General features: G+C 71.7%; 10 protein-coding genes. 3 read left to right on the forward strand and 7 right to left on the reverse strand.

Features of this window, described 5'->3' with window-relative positions; translation table 11 throughout:
• Window positions 1–207 precede the first annotated feature (207 nt).
• The 5 genes from HS048_RS18840 to fxsA form a co-directional block, all read right to left on the reverse strand.
• Window positions 208–4,176, reverse strand: a complete 3,969-nt coding sequence (locus HS048_RS18840; RefSeq protein WP_374058771.1) for a HAMP domain-containing protein — start codon at window positions 4,174–4,176, stop codon at window positions 208–210.
• 23 nt (window positions 4,177–4,199) lie between these two features.
• Window positions 4,200–4,958 (reverse strand): hypothetical protein, encoded by a 759-nt coding sequence (locus HS048_RS18845; RefSeq protein WP_196467672.1) that lies wholly within the window; start codon window positions 4,956–4,958, stop codon window positions 4,200–4,202.
• 147 nt (window positions 4,959–5,105) lie between these two features.
• Window positions 5,106–7,091: a tetratricopeptide repeat protein gene (locus HS048_RS18850; protein WP_230881759.1), complete on the reverse strand. Its 1,986-nt coding sequence runs from the start codon at window positions 7,089–7,091 to the stop codon at window positions 5,106–5,108.
• Between the two features lie 5 nt (window positions 7,092–7,096).
• Entirely contained in the window at window positions 7,097–7,963 is an 867-nt protein-coding gene (locus tag HS048_RS18855) for an SIR2 family protein (RefSeq protein ID WP_068903073.1), read from the reverse strand.
• A gap of 77 nt (window positions 7,964–8,040) precedes the next feature.
• The gene (fxsA, locus tag HS048_RS18860; protein WP_068903072.1) at window positions 8,041–8,217 is read right to left on the reverse strand and encodes an FxSxx-COOH cyclophane-containing RiPP peptide; all 177 of its coding nucleotides are present in this window, start codon (window positions 8,215–8,217) and stop codon (window positions 8,041–8,043) included.
• 412 nt (window positions 8,218–8,629) lie between these two features.
• Between fxsA and fxsT (HS048_RS18865) the strand changes: the two genes are divergently transcribed.
• Window positions 8,630–11,098, forward strand: coding sequence for an FxSxx-COOH system tetratricopeptide repeat protein (fxsT, locus tag HS048_RS18865; protein WP_307832538.1), 2,469 nt, complete (start codon window positions 8,630–8,632; stop codon window positions 11,096–11,098).
• Here fxsT (HS048_RS18865) and HS048_RS18870 read toward each other — a convergent pair whose 3' ends face one another.
• On the reverse strand, window positions 11,099–13,639 hold the full coding sequence (locus HS048_RS18870; RefSeq protein ID WP_196467675.1) for an FxsB family cyclophane-forming radical SAM/SPASM peptide maturase: 2,541 nt from the start codon (window positions 13,637–13,639) through the stop codon (window positions 11,099–11,101). It lies immediately after the preceding gene.
• A gap of 243 nt (window positions 13,640–13,882) precedes the next feature.
• Here HS048_RS18870 and HS048_RS18875 point away from each other — a divergent pair, with 243 nt between their 5' ends.
• Both HS048_RS18875 and HS048_RS18880 read left to right on the forward strand, forming a co-directional pair.
• Window positions 13,883–15,067, forward strand: coding sequence for an FxsB family cyclophane-forming radical SAM/SPASM peptide maturase (locus HS048_RS18875; RefSeq protein ID WP_230880880.1), 1,185 nt, complete (start codon window positions 13,883–13,885; stop codon window positions 15,065–15,067).
• Window positions 15,064–16,395, forward strand: a complete 1,332-nt coding sequence (locus HS048_RS18880) for an HEXXH motif domain-containing protein (RefSeq protein ID WP_068903058.1) — start codon at window positions 15,064–15,066, stop codon at window positions 16,393–16,395. Before HS048_RS18875 ends, HS048_RS18880 begins: the two co-directional genes overlap by 4 nt.
• A gap of 13 nt (window positions 16,396–16,408) precedes the next feature.
• On the opposite strand, the gene fxsT (HS048_RS18885) is transcribed toward HS048_RS18880, so the two are convergent.
• On the reverse strand, window positions 16,409–18,967 hold the full coding sequence (gene fxsT, locus HS048_RS18885) for an FxSxx-COOH system tetratricopeptide repeat protein (protein ID WP_307832539.1): 2,559 nt from the start codon (window positions 18,965–18,967) through the stop codon (window positions 16,409–16,411).
• Between the last annotated feature and the right edge of the window lie 47 nt (window positions 18,968–19,014).

Genomic DNA, 19,014 nt, shown 5'->3' on the forward strand with positions numbered 1-19,014 from the left:
GCTCCTCACTGGAAGGTCACCTGACCGGGGCAGTGTCCACCATCCGGATGAACGGTGTGCGGACACGGGGGAAACGGCGCGGGCGGAGCTCCCGCCCCGCCCGCGCCGGCGCCTCACCGGCCGGCGGATGCACCGGCCGGCGGATGCACCGGCCGGCGGGTCAGCGCGCCGGTCCCGTTCACCCGCCGGTCGGCTCAGCCGACGGGCTCACACGCCGACCCAGCGCTGCATGCGCGTGAGCAGGTCCTCGGCGTCGACCGGCTTGGTCACGTAGTCGGTCGCCCCCGCCGCCAGCGCCTTCTCCCGGTCGCCCTGCATAGCCTTGGCGGTCACCGCGATGATCGGCAGGTCCGCGAAGCGCGGCATCTTCCGGATGGCCGCGGTGGCCGCGTAGCCGTCCATCTCCGGCATCATGATGTCCATCAGCACCAGGTCGACGTCCTCGTTGCGGGACAGCACCTCGATGCCCTTGCGCCCGTTCTCGGCGTAGAGCACCTGCATGCCGTGCAGCTCGAGGATGTTGGTCAGCGCGAACACGTTGCGGACGTCGTCGTCGACGACCAGGACCTTGCGGGTCGACAGGGCCGTGTCCGGCTCGCCGGGCTCCTGGGGGCGGACGTCCGGGCTGGACTGGACCAGGGGGAGCACGTCGCCGGGCTGCTGCGCCGACAGGTGCAGGGTGATGCGCTCGCGCAGCTCGTCGAGGCTGGGCAGGCGCTCCAGCGGCTGGGTGGCCGAACGCCCCTGGAGCAGGTCCTCCTGCGGGCGCGAGAGCGTGCGGCTGTGGTGGGCGAGCACCGGCACCCCGCGCAGCGCCGGGCTCCGGTCGAGCCCGCGCAGGAACTCCGCCGCGGCGTCCTGCCGCATGCCCAGGTCGAGCACGATGCAGTGGTGGTCCTCCCGGGCCAGCGCCGCCAGGGCGGTGGCCGGGTCGTCCGTGGTGGACACGCGGACCTGCCCGTGCGTCTCGGGCAGGTCCGCCACCACGCTCTCGGCCAGCTGGGACAGGAGTCCGTTGACCCGGGACTCCACGACGAGCAGGCGGCGCACGTCCCCGCCTCCCGGCCGCTCGAGCTCCCCGGCGAACCGGGCCGGTTCCGCCGGTACGCTCGGCGGCGCCGCCGCGGCCCCGGAGCCGGGGCGGACCGCCGCGGCGGTCCCGTTCTCCGGAAGCGGCAGGTAGAGGCTGAAGGTACTGCCCTTCCCGACGGAGCTGACCGCGCGGATCTCGCCGTTGAACAGCGCGGCGATCTCCCGGCTGATGGACAGGCCCAGCCCGGTCCCGCCGTACCTGCGGCTGGTGGTCCCGTCGGCCTGCTGGAACGCGTCGAAGATCTGCGAGAGGTTCTCCTCGGCGATGCCGATGCCGGTGTCCACCACGTGGAAGACGAGGACCTCCTGGCCTTCCGCACCCGGCAGCTCCACCCCGGGGGCGCACTCGATGCGCAGCCCGACCGATCCCTCCTCGGTGAACTTCACCGCGTTGGACAGCAGGTTCCGCAGCACCTGCCGCAGGCGCTGCTCGTCCACGAGCAGCTCCGCGGGCACGTCGGAGTCGACGGTGACGTCGAACCTGAGGCCCTTCTCCGTGGTCAGCGGGCGGAAGGTCGCCTCGACGTAGTCCAGGAGCTGCCGCAGCGGCAGCGGCTCCAGGCTGAGGTTCATCTTCCCCGCCTCGATCTTGGACAGGTCGAGGATGTCGTTGATCAGCTGGAGCAGGTCGGTGCCGGCCGAATGGATGACGTTGGCGTACTCGACCTGCTTGGCGGTGAGGTTGCGGGTCGGGTTCTGGGCCAGCAGCTGGGCCAGGATGAGCAGCGAGTTGAGCGGGGTGCGCAGCTCGTGGCTCATGTTGGCCAGGAACTCGCTCTTGTACTTGGAGGCCAGGGCGAGCTGCTGGGCCCGGTCCTCCAGCTCCTGGCGCGCCTGCTCGATCTCCCGGTTCTTCGTCTCGATGTCGTGGTTCTGCCGGGCCAGCAGCTCCGCCTTGTCCTCCAGCTCGGCGTTGGAGCGCTGCAGCTCCTCCTGGCGGACCTGCAGCTCGGTGGCCAGCCGCTGCGACTCGGTCAGCAGGGCGTCGGTGCGGGCATTGGCGACGATGGTGTTGACGTTGACGCCGATGGTCTCCACCAGCATCCCCAGGAAGGTCCGGTGCACCTGGGTGAAGCGGTTGAGACTGGCCAGCTCGATCACGCCGAGCACCTGGTCCTCGAAGACGATCGGCAGCACGATCAGGTTGACCGGCGCGGTCCCGCCGAGGCTGGAGGAGACGGTGATGTACCCGGCGGAGACGTCCTCGGCGAGGATGGGACGCCGGGCGAGCGCGGCCTGCCCGACCAGCGAGTCGCCGAAGCCGTGGCGGCGGGCGGTCTCCCGGTGGCCGTAGGTCCCGACCACCTGCAGCTCGGGTCCCGCCGGGCCCTCCTCGGCCAGCAGGAACGTGCCGTACTGGGCGGAGACCAGCGGGGCCAGTTCGTTCATCACCAGCTCGGCCACGACGGCCAGGTCCCGGTGGCCCTGCATCAGCCCGGAGATGCGCGCCAGGTTGGACTTGAGCCAGTCCTGCTCCTGGTTGGCCAGGGTGGTCTCGCGCAGGGACTTGACCATCGAGTTGATGTTGTCCTTGAGGTCGGCGAGCTCGCCCTCGGCGTCGACGGTGATCGAGCGGGTCAGGTCGCCCGAGGTCACCGCGCTGGTCACCTCGGCGATCGCACGGACCTGGCGGGTCAGGTTGCCCGCCAGCTCGTTGACGTTCTCCGTCAGCCGCTTCCAGGTGCCCGAGACGCCCTCGACCTCGGCCTGGCCGCCCAGCCGGCCCTCGCTGCCGACCTCCCGGGCCACCCGGGTGACCTCCGCGGCGAAGGACGAGAGCTGGTCGACCATCGTGTTGATCGTCGTCTTCAGCGCCAGGATCTCGCCCCGGGCGTCCACGTCGATCTTCTTGTTCAGGTCGCCCTGGGCGACCGCGGTGGTGACCTGGGCGATGGAGCGGACCTGGCTGGTCAGGTTGTCGGCCATGGAGTTGACGTTGTCGGTGAGGTCCTTCCAGGTGCCGGCCACGTTGGGCACGCGGGCCTGGCCGCCCAGCTGCCCCTCGGTGCCGACCTCGCGGGCCACCCGGGTGACCTCGTCGGCGAAGGCCGACAGCGTGTCGACCATCGTGTTGATGGTCTGCGCCAGCGCGGCGACCTCGCCCTTGGCCTCGACGGTGATCTTCTGCGAGAGGTCGCCGCGGGCGACCGCCGTGGCCACCTGGGCGATGGAGCGCACCTGGCTGGTCAGGTTGGAGGCCATGACGTTGACGTTGTCGGTGAGGTCCTTCCAGGTGCCGGAGACCCCGCGGACGGTCGCCTGGCCGCCGAGGTTGCCCTCGGTGCCGACCTCGCGGGCCACCCGGGTGACCTCGTCGGCGAAGGCCGACAGCTGGTCGACCATCGTGTTGATGGTCTCCTTCAGCTCCAGGATCTCGCCGCGCGCGTCCACCCGGATTTTCTGCGACAGGTCGCCCTTGGCCACCGCCGTGGTCACCTCGGCGATGCTGCGGACCTGGGCCGTGAGGTTGTCGGCCATCACGTTCACCGACTCGGTGAGCGCCTTCCAGGTGCCGGAGACGCCCTTGACGTCGGCCTGGCCGCCCAGCCGGCCCTCGGTGCCGACCTCGCGGGCCACCCGGGTGACCTCGTCGGCGAAGGAGGACAGCTGGTCGACCATCGTGTTGATGGTGTTCTTCAGCTCCAGGATCTCGCCGCGGGCGTCCACGGTGATCTTCTGCGAGAGGTCGCCCTTGGCCACCGCGGTGGTGACCTGGGCGATGGAGCGCACCTGGCCGGTGAGGTTGCCCGCCATGGCGTTGACCGAGTCGGTGAGGTCCTTCCAGGTGCCCGAGACGCCGGGCACGTCGGCCTGGCCGCCCAGCTGCCCCTCGGTGCCGACCTCGCGGGCGACGCGCGTCACCTCGGAGGTGAACAGGGACAGCTGGTCCACCATGCCGTTGAAGACCGTGGCGATCTCCTGCAGCAGGCCGTCGCCCTCACCGGGCAGGCGGGTGCCGAAGTCGCCGTCGCGCACGGCCGTGAGCCCGGCGAGGAGCCGGCGCAGGTCCAGCTCGTCCACGCCCGAAGCGGTCGCGGTCCCGTTCTTCACGGGACCGTCGGCGATCTCAACCATGTCCACCATCGCTTGTCTCGACCGGCAGGAGGTCAGGCAATGGTAAGGCCGGAACGGTCCGGGCGGGGGCCCGCCCCCGCCTTCCCCGCCCGTTCCCCCGCCCGTTCCCCGGTCCGGGCGCGCCCCCGCCGCGAACCGGCGTAGGCCGCCTCGCGCACCCGCAGGAACGGCCTGGGGAAACTCAGCGCCGGATGGCGGTTCAGCATCGGGTCGAACGCGGCGAACTCCCCGTCCGGGAGCACGGTGTGCAGGCTCAGCCGCGCGAACGGCCGCCGGTAGCCCTCGACGCCGAGGACGAAGTCCAGCGGGGCCGCCACGACCGACTCCGCGATCTCGTCGGGGTCGGCGGAGCGGGCGCGGCCCCGGTCGGCCGCCACGGCCAGGAACCGGATCCGCCCGGCCGCGTGCCGGTAGGGGATCAGCGTGGAGAAGACCCCGGAGCCGAACCCCGCGCTCGGGAAGGGCAACCACCGGGGCCAGCCCATCGTGGCCAGCAGCAGGTCGAGGTCGCCGCCGGGCGCCTGGTCGCAGGGGAGCCGGACGGCCAGGCCGAGCACGTCGGGCAGGGCACCGGGCAGGGAGGCCCCCTTGGAGAGCCGTACCAGGACCTCCCGCTCGCCGGGCTCGTCGAGCACGGGGATGCCGAGGTAGGGGTCGGTGCGGCCGAGGACGCGGAAGGCGGCGTGGAAGAACCGCCCGCGGGTGTGCACCGCGCGGCCGCCGCGCAGCGCCGCCACCCGGCGGAACAGCGAGGGGACGGGACCGGTCTGATCAGGCGAGGAAGATGTCATGCCCCCCACCTACCCCCGCATCCGGATCGCAGCGGGCCGCTCAGGGATCGTGCGGATCCCGTGACGTCCGCGCCCGCCCCGCAGGGAGAGCGCGGGAGGCCGTGGACCGTGTGACGGGCCGGTGCCCGGCCGCGGGAAGGACCGGGGTCAGGCCGACGCCCGCAGCACCTCCTCGGCCTGCCGCCGCAGATGGGGCGGGAGACCGGGGACGCGGGCGGCCAGCGCGCGGGCGGCCAGCGCGGCCGAGCTCGACCGCCGGCCGAGCAGGGCGTGCACGCGCGCCGCCCGCAGCAGCGCCGGTCCGCTGCCGGACTCGGTGGCGACCGCGTCCAGCATCTCCTGCTCGGCGGCGTCGAAACGCCCCTGCAGGGCCAGGGCCAGCGCGCGGGCGGCCACCGTGTCCGGCTGCTGGTCCCGGCGGACCCGGTCCAGGTCGCGCAGGGCCTCGGCCGGCCTGCCGAGGTCGGCGTGGATCGCCCCGCGCAGGGCCAGCGCGTCGGCCGGGGGCCGCGCCGCCAGCGCCACGGCCCCGTTGAGGCAGGCGAGCGCGGCGCGCGGCTGCCCCGCGTGCCACAGCGCCTGCCCCAGGGCCAGCCGGGCGGGCAGGTCGTTGGGCGCCCAGGTGAGGGCCCCCTTGAACAGCTCCACGGCCCCGGCGTGATCGCCCTCCGCCAGCCGGAGCCGCCCGCTCCCGGTCAGCACCCGGGCCACCCCGTCGAACTGCTGGAGGCTGGCGAAGGTCTCCGCCGCTTCCTCGAAGCGGCGCCGGGCGCTCTCCGTCTCCCCGCGCGCCGCCTCGGCCGTCCCCAGGATCTCCTGGGCCTCGGCGCGCACCCACGCCTCGCCGAACTCCGAGGCGCGCAGCGCCTCCTCCGCCAGGCGCTGCGCCGTTTCCCAGCGCCGTCCGGCCAGCGCGGCCCGCGCGTCCGCCAGATAGGTGGCGGGCCGCTCCGACCGGCGCACGGTGGCGATCAGCCGGTCGTGCTGCAGCTCGTACCAGCGGATGCCGAGCCGGTGCTCCCCCTTGAGGAGGTGGTGGTCCTCCAGGGCCCTGGCCACGGCGTTCGGCATGCCCGCCGTCTCGTGGAGCCCCTCGTAGACCGTGTTGCGCGTGCCGTGCTCGGTGATGAAGGCGTTGCGCAGCCAGAACTGGATCTCCGTGGCCGGGATGCCGTGCTCGGCCGCGACCCGGGCGAGCGCGCGCCGGCAGAAACCGGTCAGGAACCGGTCGACGTCGGCGTGCAGGCGCACGTGCTCCACGGTGATCTCGCTGAGGTCCGGGGGCAGCGAATCCCACAGCGCGGAGCAGACGACCTGGAGCTGGACCGGTTCGACCGACTCCAGCGCCAGCGTGGTCGCCCGGCCCTCGGCGTCGGAGACCTCGACGGTGCGGAGGTCGTCGACGAGCAGCTCCGCGGCGCCGGGGGCGAAGCGGCGGCCGGTGCCCTCCAGGGGCCCGGTCACCGCGTCGAGCGCGGTGGCGCGGGCGAGCGGCCGCAGGTGGAACCGGGCCCGCGAACCGCGGCCGAGCGGCCGCTCGTGGGGCAGTACGGCGGCCAGGTGCTCCTCGCGCAACGACAGCAGCAGATGGAGGCCGTCGTGCTCCTCCACCGCCTGCGCCAGCTGGGCCAGGAGCTCGGTCCGGTCGGCCTCCTGGTGGGCGGGGCCGCTGAACAGCTCCTCGGCCTGGTCGACGGCGACCAGCACCGGCACCGGGTCGCCGTACCGGTCGCGCCGCTCCGGGCGCCGCGCCAGGAACTCCGCGACCGTCAGCCCGGCGAGCGCCGACAGCGGCTCGTCCGGCGCCCAGGCCGACAGCAGCGCCAGGACGTGCAGGCCCGCCCCGGCCCGCGCGGGCGGCGCGGCGATCCTGCGCGGCGAGACGCGCGCGACCGGCAGCACGTCGGCGCGCTCGGCCTCGATGCGGGGCAGCACCCCCGCGTGGAGCAGGGAGGTCTTGCCGACGCCGGACGTGCCGTACAGCACGGTGAGCCCGGTCGCCTGCCAGATGGTGGCGATCTCGCGGGCCTCCCGCTCACGGCCGAAGAACAGGTCGTGCTCGCTCTTGCGATAGGGACGCAGGCCCACGTACGGCCCGGCCGCCCCGCCGTCTCCGCGTGCCGCGGCCTCCATGGCGCTCACCCCATTCTCCGGCGGAGCTCCTCGCAGAACTCCGCCGCGGTGCCGAGGAAGATCGAGATGTTCCAGCCGTTGAGGTAGTGGACGAGGTAGCGCTTGGCCTTGTCCACCGCGTCGCCCGCCGAGTCGTTGACCTCGGGCATCAGCTGCACGCTCACGTGCCGGCGCTTGTTGCTGCGCGGGGTGCTCCGGGCCAGGCCGTGGAAGAGCACCCGGAACGTCCAGTCCTGCAGGCTGTAGCCGATGAAGAGCAGCGGCCGGCCGGCCATCGCGCTGAGGACCGGAGGGGGCAGCGGATGCCGCCAGTCGGCCGCCGTCGCCTCCACGATGTTGACGAGATAGGAGAGGTAGTCGGCCTCGGTCAGCACCAGCGAGGCGGGGTCCGACCAGGTCCCGTGCAGATGGTAGACGAGAGGTCTGTCGACGGTCGGTTCGGGAAGGACGGGCACGTCGGCGGAGCCGGTCTCCCACCAGCGCGAGACCGCGCTGTGGGGTTCCTTGCCGGCCGTGCGCAGCGCCTCGTGGAGGAAGTCGTCGTAGTTCGTGGTGAGGAACACCTTCAGGGGAAAGGCCGCCAGCAACGCGTGCGGGTCCGCGGGGTCGCCCGGCGAGGGTCTCCGGTGGGAGCGGAGAAGCCGGCAGACGTCGTCCTTGAGGTCCACCGGATCGCGCACCACCGCTTCGGCGTACTGCATCACCCGGGCGAGGTTGTGCGCGTCGGCGAAGGGATAACCGTAACGTGCGGCGTACCGGCGGCTCAGCTCCGCTCCCTTCGGGAGGCCCCGGCAGGCGCCCGCACCCAGGAAAGGCGTGCAGTCACCCCTGCGGAGCTGGTTGATCAGTCGTTCCCAGTCCGCATCGTCCACCGCGCCACCCTGAATGTTGGGAAACCATTCCCTGTGACACTTTGTGTCCCATAGAGGTGACGCCCAAGTCAAGATCTTTACATGGAGGATGTGAATCCGGCCACGGGTCCGGTGTGCTCCTCGTCCAGGAATCGCGCCACGGCGAGGCCCAGACGGGTCTCGCCGATCTCGCCGAGGTCGGCGAGGGTGAGCCCGGTGACGTCGATCAGGCCGCTGCCGGACTTGGTCTCGGCGGGGCCTGCTTCCTCGTGCATGCGAAGTCCCTTGCGTTCATGACAAGGACGCGCCCTGCCCGTCCTCGCGCGTAGCGGCTGTCTCCGTATCTTCGCATGTCCCGCCCGCATCTTCGGCACCGAGGAGAACACCTTGGTCCAGTTTCCGCCAAGAAGATACCCGAATCCTATTTTGTTTCCGTTGATAAAGGCGTCTAAGTTGCTGGATGCTACGATTGTAGAAATATATTACTTATTTACAATTTGTCTGATTGTTGATGGTTTGTGCCCCATCTCCCTCCTGGGAAGAGGAGTGTCCCCCCTTTACCCGTGCGCTCCCGAGGGCCGCGGTTTAAGCTGATCGCAAGCCACAAGCGGAGGCGGTCGCGTGTCGGTGTCGCAATCCTCGGAAGTCTCCCGGCCCCCGGGACGCCAGCCCCACGTCTGGGGCAGGGTGCCACAGCGCAACAAGAACTTCACCGGCCGGGACGACCTCCTGGAGAAGCTGCACACCGGCGTCACCTCCGACGTGACCGCCGTGCTCCCGCACGCGCTCCACGGCTTCGGAGGCGTCGGCAAGACGCACGTCGCGATCGAATACGCCTACCGGTACCGGCACGAATACGACGTGGTCTGGTGGATCCCGGCGGACCAGCCGATGCTGGTGCGGTCGTCCCTGGCGGCGCTGGCCCCGCATCTGGGCCTGTCCTCCCATGCCACGGCGAGCATCGAGGACACCGCTGCGGCGGTGCTGGACGCGTTGCGGCGGGGCGATCCCTATTCGAAGTGGCTGCTCGTCTTCGACAACGCCGAACTGCCGGAGGACGTCAACGACGTGATCCCGCGCGGACCGGGACACGTGCTGATCACCTCCCGCAACCACGCCTGGCAGGCCGTGGTCGACACCGTTCCGGTGGACGTCTTCGCACGGGCCGAGAGCGTCGAGTTCCTCCGGAAGAGGGTGTCGAGAGGAATCAGTCCCCAGGACGCGGATCGCCTGGCGCAGCAGCTCGGCGACCTCCCGCTGGCGCTGGAGCAGGCGGGCGCCCTGCACGCCGAGACGGGCATGTCGGTGGACGAATACCTCAGGCTGCTGGAAGAGCAGACCGTCCGGCTGCTCGACGCGAACAAGCCGTCGGACTACCCGCTCTCCATGACCGCGGCGTGGTCGCTGTCGGTGTCGCAGCTGGAGGTGAAGCTGCCCGAAGCGGTGGAGCTGCTGCGGTGCTGCGCGTTCTTCGGTCCGGAGCCCATCCCCCGTGACGTGTTCGGCACCCTGCCCGCGGGACTCGCGGCCCAGTCCCGCCTCGGCGGCCTGCTCGCCGACCCGATCCTGCTGAGCAAGGCCATCAGGGAACTGGGACGGTACGCGCTCGCGCGCATCGACTCCAAGAGCCGGACCATCCAGGTGCACCGCCTGGTCCAAGCGCTCCTGCGGGACGAGTTGGAGGAGCAGGAACACCTCGCCTTCAGACACGAGGTGCACCTTCTCCTCGCCGCGGCCACCCCGGGCGTCCCGGACGACACCGCCACCTGGTCGAGTTACGGCGAACTGCTCGGCCATGTGAGACCCGCCCAGGTGAAGGTGTGCCGCGAACCGCTGATCCGCCGCTTCGCCCTCGACATCGTGCGCTACCTCTACGCCTCGGGCGACTACCGGTCGGCGCGGAACCTCGTGGAGGAGTTCATCGAGGAGTGGCGGGCCGGGCAGGGGGAGGACGATCCCGTCGTGCTCTCCGCCCGGCGGCATCTCGGTGAGGCGCTGCGCGAACTCGGTGAGTACCAAGCGTCGTTCGAGCTCAACAGCGTCACTCTCGCACGCATGCGGACGGTCCTGGGCCCGGATCACGAGGAGACCCTGCAGCTCACCAACAGCCACGGCGCCGACTTCCGGACCCGGGGGGACTTCTCGGACGCGCTGAGGCACGACGAGGAGTCGCTGACGCTGCACCAGGCCGTGTTCGGCGCCGATCACGGCCGGACGCTGCTGGCCGGCAACAACCTCGCCGTGGACTACATGCTGGTCGGTGACTACGGGCGGGCGCGGCGGCTGCAGACGGACGTCTTCAAGCAGATCAGGAGCAGCGGCGTCAGAGGCAAGCAGTGGGTGCTGGCCGTGTGGAACGGCCTGGCCCGCATCGTGCGGCTCAGCGGCAACTACGTCGAGGCCTGCGATCTGGGGGAGGACGCCTACGAGTTCGGAGTCGAGGAACTCGGCTCCGACCACCCGTGGACGCTGCGCACCGCCAAGGATCTCTCCATAGCCAAACGCCGGGCGGGATTCATCGAGGAGGCGTTCGAGCTCGCCCAGTGGACGTTCGAGACAGAAGAACGGATCTTCGGCCGCGACCACCCCGACGCGCTGGCGGCGGCGCTGTGCCTGGCCAACGCCCTGCGGACCAGGGGAGACGTCGCGGAGGCGCTGGAACTCCTGCAGGACACGGCGGACCGCTACCCGCGGGCCTTCGGTTCCGAGCACCCCTTCAGATACGGCTGCGACATGAACCTCGCCCTGCTCCTGCGCGTCAACGGCCAGATCGAGGCGGCACGGGAACTCGACCGGAAATCTCTGGAGGGATTCGACCGAAGGCTCGGCCGCGACCACCACTTCTCGCTGACCTGCGCCATCAACCTCGCCAGCGACCTCGCGGCCGGAGGCGACAACGGTACGGCACGGGCACTCGGCGAGGACACCCTGACCAGGCTGCGGGGACTTCTGGGGGCGGATCATCCGCTCACCCTCGCCGGAGCGGCCAACCTGATCGTGGACCTGCGTGCCGAGGGCGCGGCGGACGAGGCCGACGTACTGGCCGCCGACACCTTCGAACGCTACCGGAGCGTGCTGGGCGACGAACACCCCGACGTGCAGGTGGCGGTGGCGGGCGAGCGGCTGGACTCCGACTTCGACCCGCCCGCCCTCTGATCAGCCGTTGCGTTCGACCCAGAGGGCCCGGTGCCGGTCCGCGCGCTCACGGCCGAGAGCCCGGGCGGCGGCCGGCACCGCCACCTGCGACCAGTCGTCGAGCCGCCGCGCCATCGTGGTGACGAACAGTTCGCCGGAAGGCGTCAGCCGGCCGCTGCCGAGGATCGTCCCGCAGACCAGTCGCGCGGCCGCGCGCCACCGGAAGAACTCGGCCCCCGCCTCCAGGGCGGCCGCACCGCTGTCGACGCGGAGCTGGCGCCGCCAGAAGTCGGTCACGCCCATATAGGCGTACGCCCCCTGGAGCAGCCCGGGGACGGGACGGGGGTCGGGCCGCCAGGGCGCGTAGTGGCGGGAACCGTCGTCGGGGCCGGTCAGAGGCACGATGTCGAGCAGGGCCGAGAGCTTGGCATGCTGCATCTCATGGGTCAGCGTGACCGCGAACGTGGTGGCGTCCGGCTGGGCGGACAGCGCCACGGAGCCGAAAGTCTCCCGGGAGGAGGCGCTCGACTGGCCCTGCGGCGGCGCGTTCAGCGGGGTGAGCACGGAGATCGCGGCCCTCACCTCGTCGGCGACACTCCGGTGGTGCCGGACGAGCAGGCGCCAGGCGCCGGTCAGCGTCGCCTGCCAGCGTTCGACCTCGGCGGAGCTGAGCCGGCCTCCCATGTTGGCGGTGCCCGGCATGCGATAGGGATCGAGGTCGTCGACGGTGACGTGGAACGGCGAGCCGTCGGTGTTCACGGACAGCGTGCGCAACCCCCTCCAACCGGGTGCGTCGTCGGGGGTCCCGAGGGACCCCACGACGAGGCCGTCCGCCATGACGTCCGCGCCGTCGGCGAAGCACTGGACCGTCGCCTCCGAGAGAGTCGGGGACAGTACGGCCTGGCCCAGCGAAGGCAGGGTGACCACACCCTCCACCGCGGGCACGTCGATCTCGCAGACCGTGCCGGACCGGATCGCCGCGGCGGCCGCCAGGGCCGCCAGCTGCTCCGGCCTCGCCTCCTCGTCCCCCCTCCTGAGCGCCATCACCGTGTGCCGGGCCCAGGCGCCCACCGACGGATGGCGCAGGACCGTCTCGACGGCTTCCGGATGGCGCTGCTGGACGGCGGCGAGCAGGTCGTAGGCGCGGCGGGCGACGGTGGCCCGGGGATGCCCGGTCACCCGTGCGCTCCGCATCACCTCGTGCACGAGGAGCACGTGCTTGCTGCGCTGGGCGGCGGCGAGCCGGGCGACCACGGCGGCGCCACCGCCGCCGCCGGCCAGTGCCGAGAGCACCTCGGCCGGGATGCGGTGTTCACGCAGTTCCATGGGCGTTCCTTGGTCCGTGCCGACGGGTCGGCTTCGACGGTGTGCTCGGATCCGTGCCGACAGGTCGGCCTCGACGGTGTGCTTGACGTGCTCGATGAGGCGGAGGAGGTCGGGGCAGTAGACCGACGGGTTGGCGAACCCGTTCCCCTCCCGGTAACGGTGGGCGTACAGCCCGCCGCCGCAGACCCGGCCGACGGGGCAGCGGCGGCAGGCCGCGGACAGGGCCAGCTCGCCGATCTGGCGGGCCGCGACGGCGGGCAGGAGCAGGACGTCGTCGAAGGAGTCCCGCGCCACGTGCAGCCCGGTCTCGGGTGCCCCCTGGTAGGCCGACTTCAGGAAGTCGGACTGTTCGATGCCGCCGTCGGTCTCCACCACCACCATGGCCGCGGGGGACAGGCCCACCGCCTCGCTCGCCGACGCGCCGCCGAGCAGGAGATGGACGATCTCGTCGAACAGTCGGACCCGGGTGGGTTGCCGGGGCGAGCGGTACCAGCGGTCGAAGACCGGGATCAGCCAGTCGGCGTACGGCGTGGCGCCCGCCCCCGGGTCCCGGCCCGGAGGAGGAGCCGACCAGTTGCCGTGCGGGAGCAGGAAGTCGACGGCGGGCGGGCCGAACGCGAGCAGCGCCTCGTAGGCGCCCAGCGGATCGTTCCTGAGGTCGACGGTGCACAGCAGGCCGCTGAATAGGTGCCGGTAGGCGGGCGAGGTGAGCAGGCCGAGGGCTTTCACGACCGCGGCGTGGCTGCCCTGCCCGTTCGCGCGCCGGCGGCTGCGGTCGTGCATCGCCCCGTCGCCGTCGAGACTGACCCCGACGCGCAGGTCCAGCTCGGCGAAGAGGTCGAGGTAGCCGTGGTCGAGCAGGGTGGCGTTGGTCTGCAGCGCGACGCGGACCCGCGTGCCGCCGCCGACCGCGGAGCGGATGCGGGTGACGAGGTCGCGGATGGCCTCCCGCCCGGCGAGCAGGGGCTCGCCGCCGTGCAGGACGACCTCGATCTCAGTGAGACCGTGGGTGCGGGTGTGCTCTGCGATCCGCGCGGCCGTGGCGGCGAAGGTCTCCGGCGTCATCCGCTTCGGGCGGCCGCGCCAGCTGGTGTCGGCCATCTCGTACATGTAGCAGTACGCGCAGGCCAGATCGCAGCGGCTGTGGATCTTCAGGATGAACTGCCGGAACGGAGTCGGCCGCCAGCCTCCGGCCATCAGTTCCCCGACATCGAGGGTCGACGGCCACTCGTGCACCGCTGATCAGCCTCCGAGTTGAGACCACATTACGTAGCGCAGGATAGGGGAACGACATCTATATCGCAGGAGAAATCGGTCGGCGGCGGGTGCGCGCTCCGTAACGATTCCGGCGCCTGCGGATTGAATCTTGACTATCGACCAGAAGTCAGGCGAAATGGTAAATGGCGCAAGAGAGGTGTGCCGCGGTTGCCAAAAGAACCCAAAACCGAAAATCTGCCACCCGAAAACATGTTTCCGGCAATGCTCGACGTGGACGGATTGCTGGCCTCGGGATGGCGGCCGTCGGCCTTCCAGCAGTTCATCCTGAAGATCCACAGCCGCTGCGACCTGGCCTGCGCGTACTGCTACATGTACGAGATGGCGGACCAGTCGTGGAAGGCCCAGCCGCGCCGCATGTCGGAGGCGATCGCCGACCGCGCGGCGCTGCGGATCGCCGAGCACGCGCTGGACCACGACCTCGCAGAGGTGGAGGTGATCCTGCACGGCGGGGAGCCGCTCCTGGCCGGACCGGAGTTCATCTCCCACGCCGTGCACGCGATCAGGGCGGCGGCCGCCGACGTCGGGACACGGGCCCACCTGGCGGTGCAGACCAACGGGGTACGGCTCGACGAGGCCTTCCTGCGGCTGTTCGACGCCCTGGAGGTCCGGGTGGGGGTGAGCCTGGACGGTGACGAGGAGGCCCACGACCGCCACCGGCGCTTCGCCGGGGGGCGGGGGAGCCACGAGGCGGTCTCCCGCGCCCTCCGCGGGCTCGCCTTCGGCCGCTTCCACCACCTCTTCAGCGGCCTGCTCTGCACGATCGACGTCCGGAACGACCCCGTGGCCACCTACGAGGCGCTGCTCGCCTTCGACCCGCCCGCCGTCGATTTCCTGCTCCCGCACGGCAACTGGTCGGCGCCGCCGCCCTTCCGCGATCCGGAGTCCGCCGCCACGCCGTACGCCGACTGGCTGATCCCGATCTTCGACCGCTGGTACGGCGCCCCCGCCGAGGAGACCGAGGTCCGGCTGTTCACCGAGATCATGCGGTTGCTGACCGGACGGCCCTCGCGGACCGAGACGATCGGGCTGTCCCCGGTGCGGATGGCCGTCGTCGAGACGGACGGCAGCATCGAGCAGTCGGACATCCTCAAGTCCAGCTACCACGGCGCCACCGCGACCCGCATGCACGTCCTGCGGAACTCCTTCGACGAGGTGCTCGCCCACCCGGCCATAGCGGCCCGGCAGATCGGCGAGCTCGCGCTGGCGCGGACCTGCCTCGAATGCGACCTCGTCCGGGTCTGCGGCGGCGGGCTCTACGCCCACCGCTACAACACCGGCACCGGATTCCTCGCACCCTCGGTCTACTGCCCCGACCTCTACCGGCTCATCACCCACATCCACGCAACACTCGCCCGGGACGTCGCCCTGCTGAAGGGAAGCAGATGAGACTCTTCACCCAGCCGCTCTCCGGGACGGTCCTGGCGGAACTGGCGGCAGGAGGGGGCGGGGCCGCAGCCGTGCGCGAACTGGCGGCGGCGCAGCGCCTGAAGAACCTGCTGCTGCTGCGCGGGGTCGTCGAGGAGGCGGCGGCGGCCCGGCACCCCCACGCCGAGCTGGCGGCCGAGGCCTACGGGCTCCTGTCGGACATGGAGAACCGCGCGGCGGACCGGGTCGGACGGGTGCTGCGCCACCCGGCGGCGGGGGCGTGGGCGTGGCGGACCTACCGGTCGCTGAGCCGGCGGACCGGTGAGGAGGATCCAGGGAGGCTGGGCGCGCTGGCGCTGTCGGCCGCGATCGGATCGCAGACCGCGTGCGAGCTCCGGCTCCCCGTCGCCGGCAGGGACGTCATGCTGCCTTCCCTGGGCCTGCTCACCCTGCCCGCCGGGCTCGGGGCGGTGGCCGACGTCGTCGTGCGGCCGGACGGCACCGGTACCGGCGGCGGCACCGGGGACGGCGACGGAGCCGAGCTCCGCTTCGGCCGGTTCACGGTCCGGGTCGATCCCCACCGGGACGGACCGGGCTGGCAGGCGCTGCACCGGCTGGCGGTGCGGCCGGGACTCAGCCTGATCGTCGACGACCTGGATCCGTACCGGTGGGCGGTGGCCGACGTCGTCGAGCCGAGGCTGACTGCGGAGCGCCGCCGCTGGTGGCAGTCGTGCCTGCGGGACGCCTGGCGCATCCTGACGGCGCACCACGGAATCGTCGCCGAGGAGGTGGCCGCGGCGACCTCCGTCCTCACCCCGATCCAGGCGCCCGCCTCCGGCCAGAACAGCGCCACGTCCCGGGAGACGTTCGGGACCATGGCGCTCTCGGAGCCCCGCCACGGCCTCGGGTTCGCGGAGACCTTCGCCCACGAGGTCCAGCACGCCAAGCTGACCGCCCTGACCGACATGGTCGATCTCACACTGCCGGACGACGGGCAGCGCCACTACGCGCCCTGGCGGCCCGACCCGCGGCCGGTCTACGGGCTGCTGCAGGGTGCCTACGCCTACCTCGGCGTGGCGGGGTTCTGGCACCGCCAGCGCGCGTTCGAGAGCGGGGACGCGGGGTTCCGGGCCCAGGTGGAGTTCGCGCGCTGGCGGGAGGGCGCCCACCTCGTCACCGGCACGCTCCAGGCCAGCGGGTGCCTGACCGAGCAGGGGCAGGAGTTCGTCGCCGTGATGAGGGGGACGCTGGAGCGGCTCCTCGCCCAACCGGTGGACCCCGCGGCGGCGGCGCAGGCGCGCCGGGAGGCCGACCGGCACCGTGAGGAGTGGACCAGGCGGAACACCTGACCGCGGTGCCCGGTCAGATCGGCGGCGGGTCGAAGTCGGTGTCGATGCGCAGGCCGGCGACCGCCGCCAGGATGTCGGGCTGGACCGATGACAGCGGGCTGCGCCCATAGCGCTCCAGGGTCTCGGTCCGGAGCCGCTCCGCCTCCTTCTCCGCGCCGGCGGCCCGCAGGTCGAGCGAGAGGTTGGCGGCGCACAGCAGTGAGAGGTAGTGCTCTTCGCCGAAGAGCGCGTGGAGCCGTTCGAGGGTGTCCTCGCCGAGTTCCCGCGCCCCGGCGGTCTCACCCAGGAGCGCGAGGTCCGTCGCGAGGTTGACGGCGCAGGCCAGTGAGTAGTTGTGCGTCCGGCCGACCGTGGCGGTCAGCCTCTCCAGGGCCGCCTCGTTGACCGCCCTGGCGGTCTCGGCGTCTCCGCGCAGTCGGTACAGGATAGCGAGGTTGCTCCGGCAGGCCTGGGTGTACGGGTGGTCCTCGCCGTAGACCCGGGGATAGCGGAGCACGGTCTCATGCGCGACGGCGAACGCCTCGTCGAGCTCACCGGTCGTGCGCAGAACGTTGGAGAGGTTGACCGCCGCGGCCATGGTGTCGGGGTGCTCGTCGCCGAAGAGCCGCTGGAACCGCGCGTGCGCGTCGCGTGCCATGTCGAGCGCCTCGGCGAGGTCGCCGGCCCGGCGCCGGGCGATGGACAGGTCCTTGGCGGTGAGCAGGGTGACGGGATGGTCGGGGCCCAGTTCCTGAACCCCGTAGGCGTGGGCCTCGTCGCCCAGGTCGCACGCCTCGGCGTAGTCTCCGCAGAGCCGCACGACGCGGGCCAGGCCGTTCCACGACAGCAGGAGGGAGGACTTGCTGATCCCCTGGGTCGCGTCGCTCTGCTCCAGGTAGGTCTCCTGCTGCAGCCTCCGGGCGAGCATGTAGTCGCTGGTGAGGCCGTAGTCGAGGGCGAGGTTGTTCATCACGCGCAGAGTGGACGGGTGAGCCGGCCCCAGGGCCTGCTCGTGGGCCTGCCGGGACTCCTCGTCGAGCTCGCGAGCCCTCATGAACTCCCCCCGGGCGCGCAGGGCGGCGCCGAAGGTGTTGGTCATCGACAGGGTCTCCGGATGCTGCGGCCCGAGGACCTCGCGCATGAGCTCCAGGGTCTCCCTGCCGAGCTCGTAGTCCTCGGCGTACCGGCCGAGCCCGCGCAGCACGTTGCCCAGGTGCTTGCGCGCGACCAGCACGTCCGGGTGCCGGGGCCCGCTGTTCTCGGACCACCTGCCGATGAAGTCCTCCGAGAAGGTGAGGGCCGACTGGTAGTTGCCCGCCTGGTACAGGTAGCGGACGATGTTCAGAGCGAATCTGCGCACGACCGGCTCGGTGCTCTCGGCGAGCTCCGAAGGGGCGACGTGGCCCACCAGCTCCTCGAACAGGCGCCATCTCGTGCTGTCGTCCGGATCGGCCGGTGCGCCGCCGGCCAGCAGCAGGTGGACCTCCCGCCGCGCCGTCCGCTGCTCCTCACCGGACAGGCCGTCGCGCAGGAGCGCCTGAACGAGGCGGTGGACCTGGATGGTGCGCGTCTCGGGCTCGATCCTGGCGAGGGCGAAACGCCGCAGCTCGCTCAGGGCCTTGGTCAGCAGGATGGGGTCGGACAGGATCGCGCTCAGCAGCGGATCGGCCTTCTCCCCGGCGCCGCGGCCGATGGTCCTCCCGCCCCGGCGGAAGATGTCACGGGGGATGGGCTCGGGGCCGAAGAACGCGCAGCACCGCAGGATCCTGACCGCCTCGGGGAGCCGGTCCTGCAGCATGGAGACCGAGACCTGCCAGGCGGCCGTCATCGACAGGGGGTAGCCCGACGCCTTGTTCGCGCCGAGCAGCCGGCCGGCCTGCTCCTCGAGCTGCTCGATGTACTCGTCGACCGACATGCCGGTCTCGTACTGGAGCGCTCCGGCCTGCTCCAGCGCGAGCGGCAGGTCGCCGAGCTTCTCCGCGAGCCGGGAGGCGTCCTGGTCCGAGATCTCCCTCCGCAGCCGCCTGCGGAGGAACTCCACGCTCTCCTCGCGCTCGAACACGTCGACCTGGAGCGTCTCGAAACGGTCCTCCCAGTCGGGGTTGCGCGAAGTGATCAGCACGTGCCCGGGCCCGAGCGGGATGAACTCCTCGATCCTGGCGGGGTCCTCGGCGTTGTCGAAGATCAGCAGCCAGCGGCGGTACGGCTCGCCGCTCTGCAGCGCCCGGCGCACCGCTTCGGCCGCCTCTTCGACACCGGTGGTCGCGGCGCTCGGCAGGCCGAGGTGGGGCGCCATCATGGCCAGCGCCGACGGCACCAGGACGCGCTGGTCGGCGGGGATCCACCAGACCAGGTCGTAGTGGGACCGGTAGCGCCAGGCGTACTCGATGGCCAGATGAGTCTTGCCGACGCCGCCCAGGCCCTGGAGCGCCTGGGGCTGGGGGACGACGGCGGTCACGGTGCTGATGCCCCGGCGGAGCCGGGTGAGGAGCTCCTCGCGGCCGGTGAAGTTCCTGTTGCGCGGCGGCACCTTCTCCCAGACCTCTGGCGACCGCTCGGGCACCGCGTTCACCGTGTGAGAAAGCTCCGCCACCTGAGGCCTCCACCCTGTGAGCCGAAACAATCCTGTGGTCATCCTAA

Origin of the sequence: Planomonospora sp. ID91781 (assembly GCF_015711595.1) — a bacterium.
GTDB classification, from domain to species: Bacteria; Actinomycetota; Actinomycetes; order Streptosporangiales; family Streptosporangiaceae; genus Planomonospora; species Planomonospora parontospora.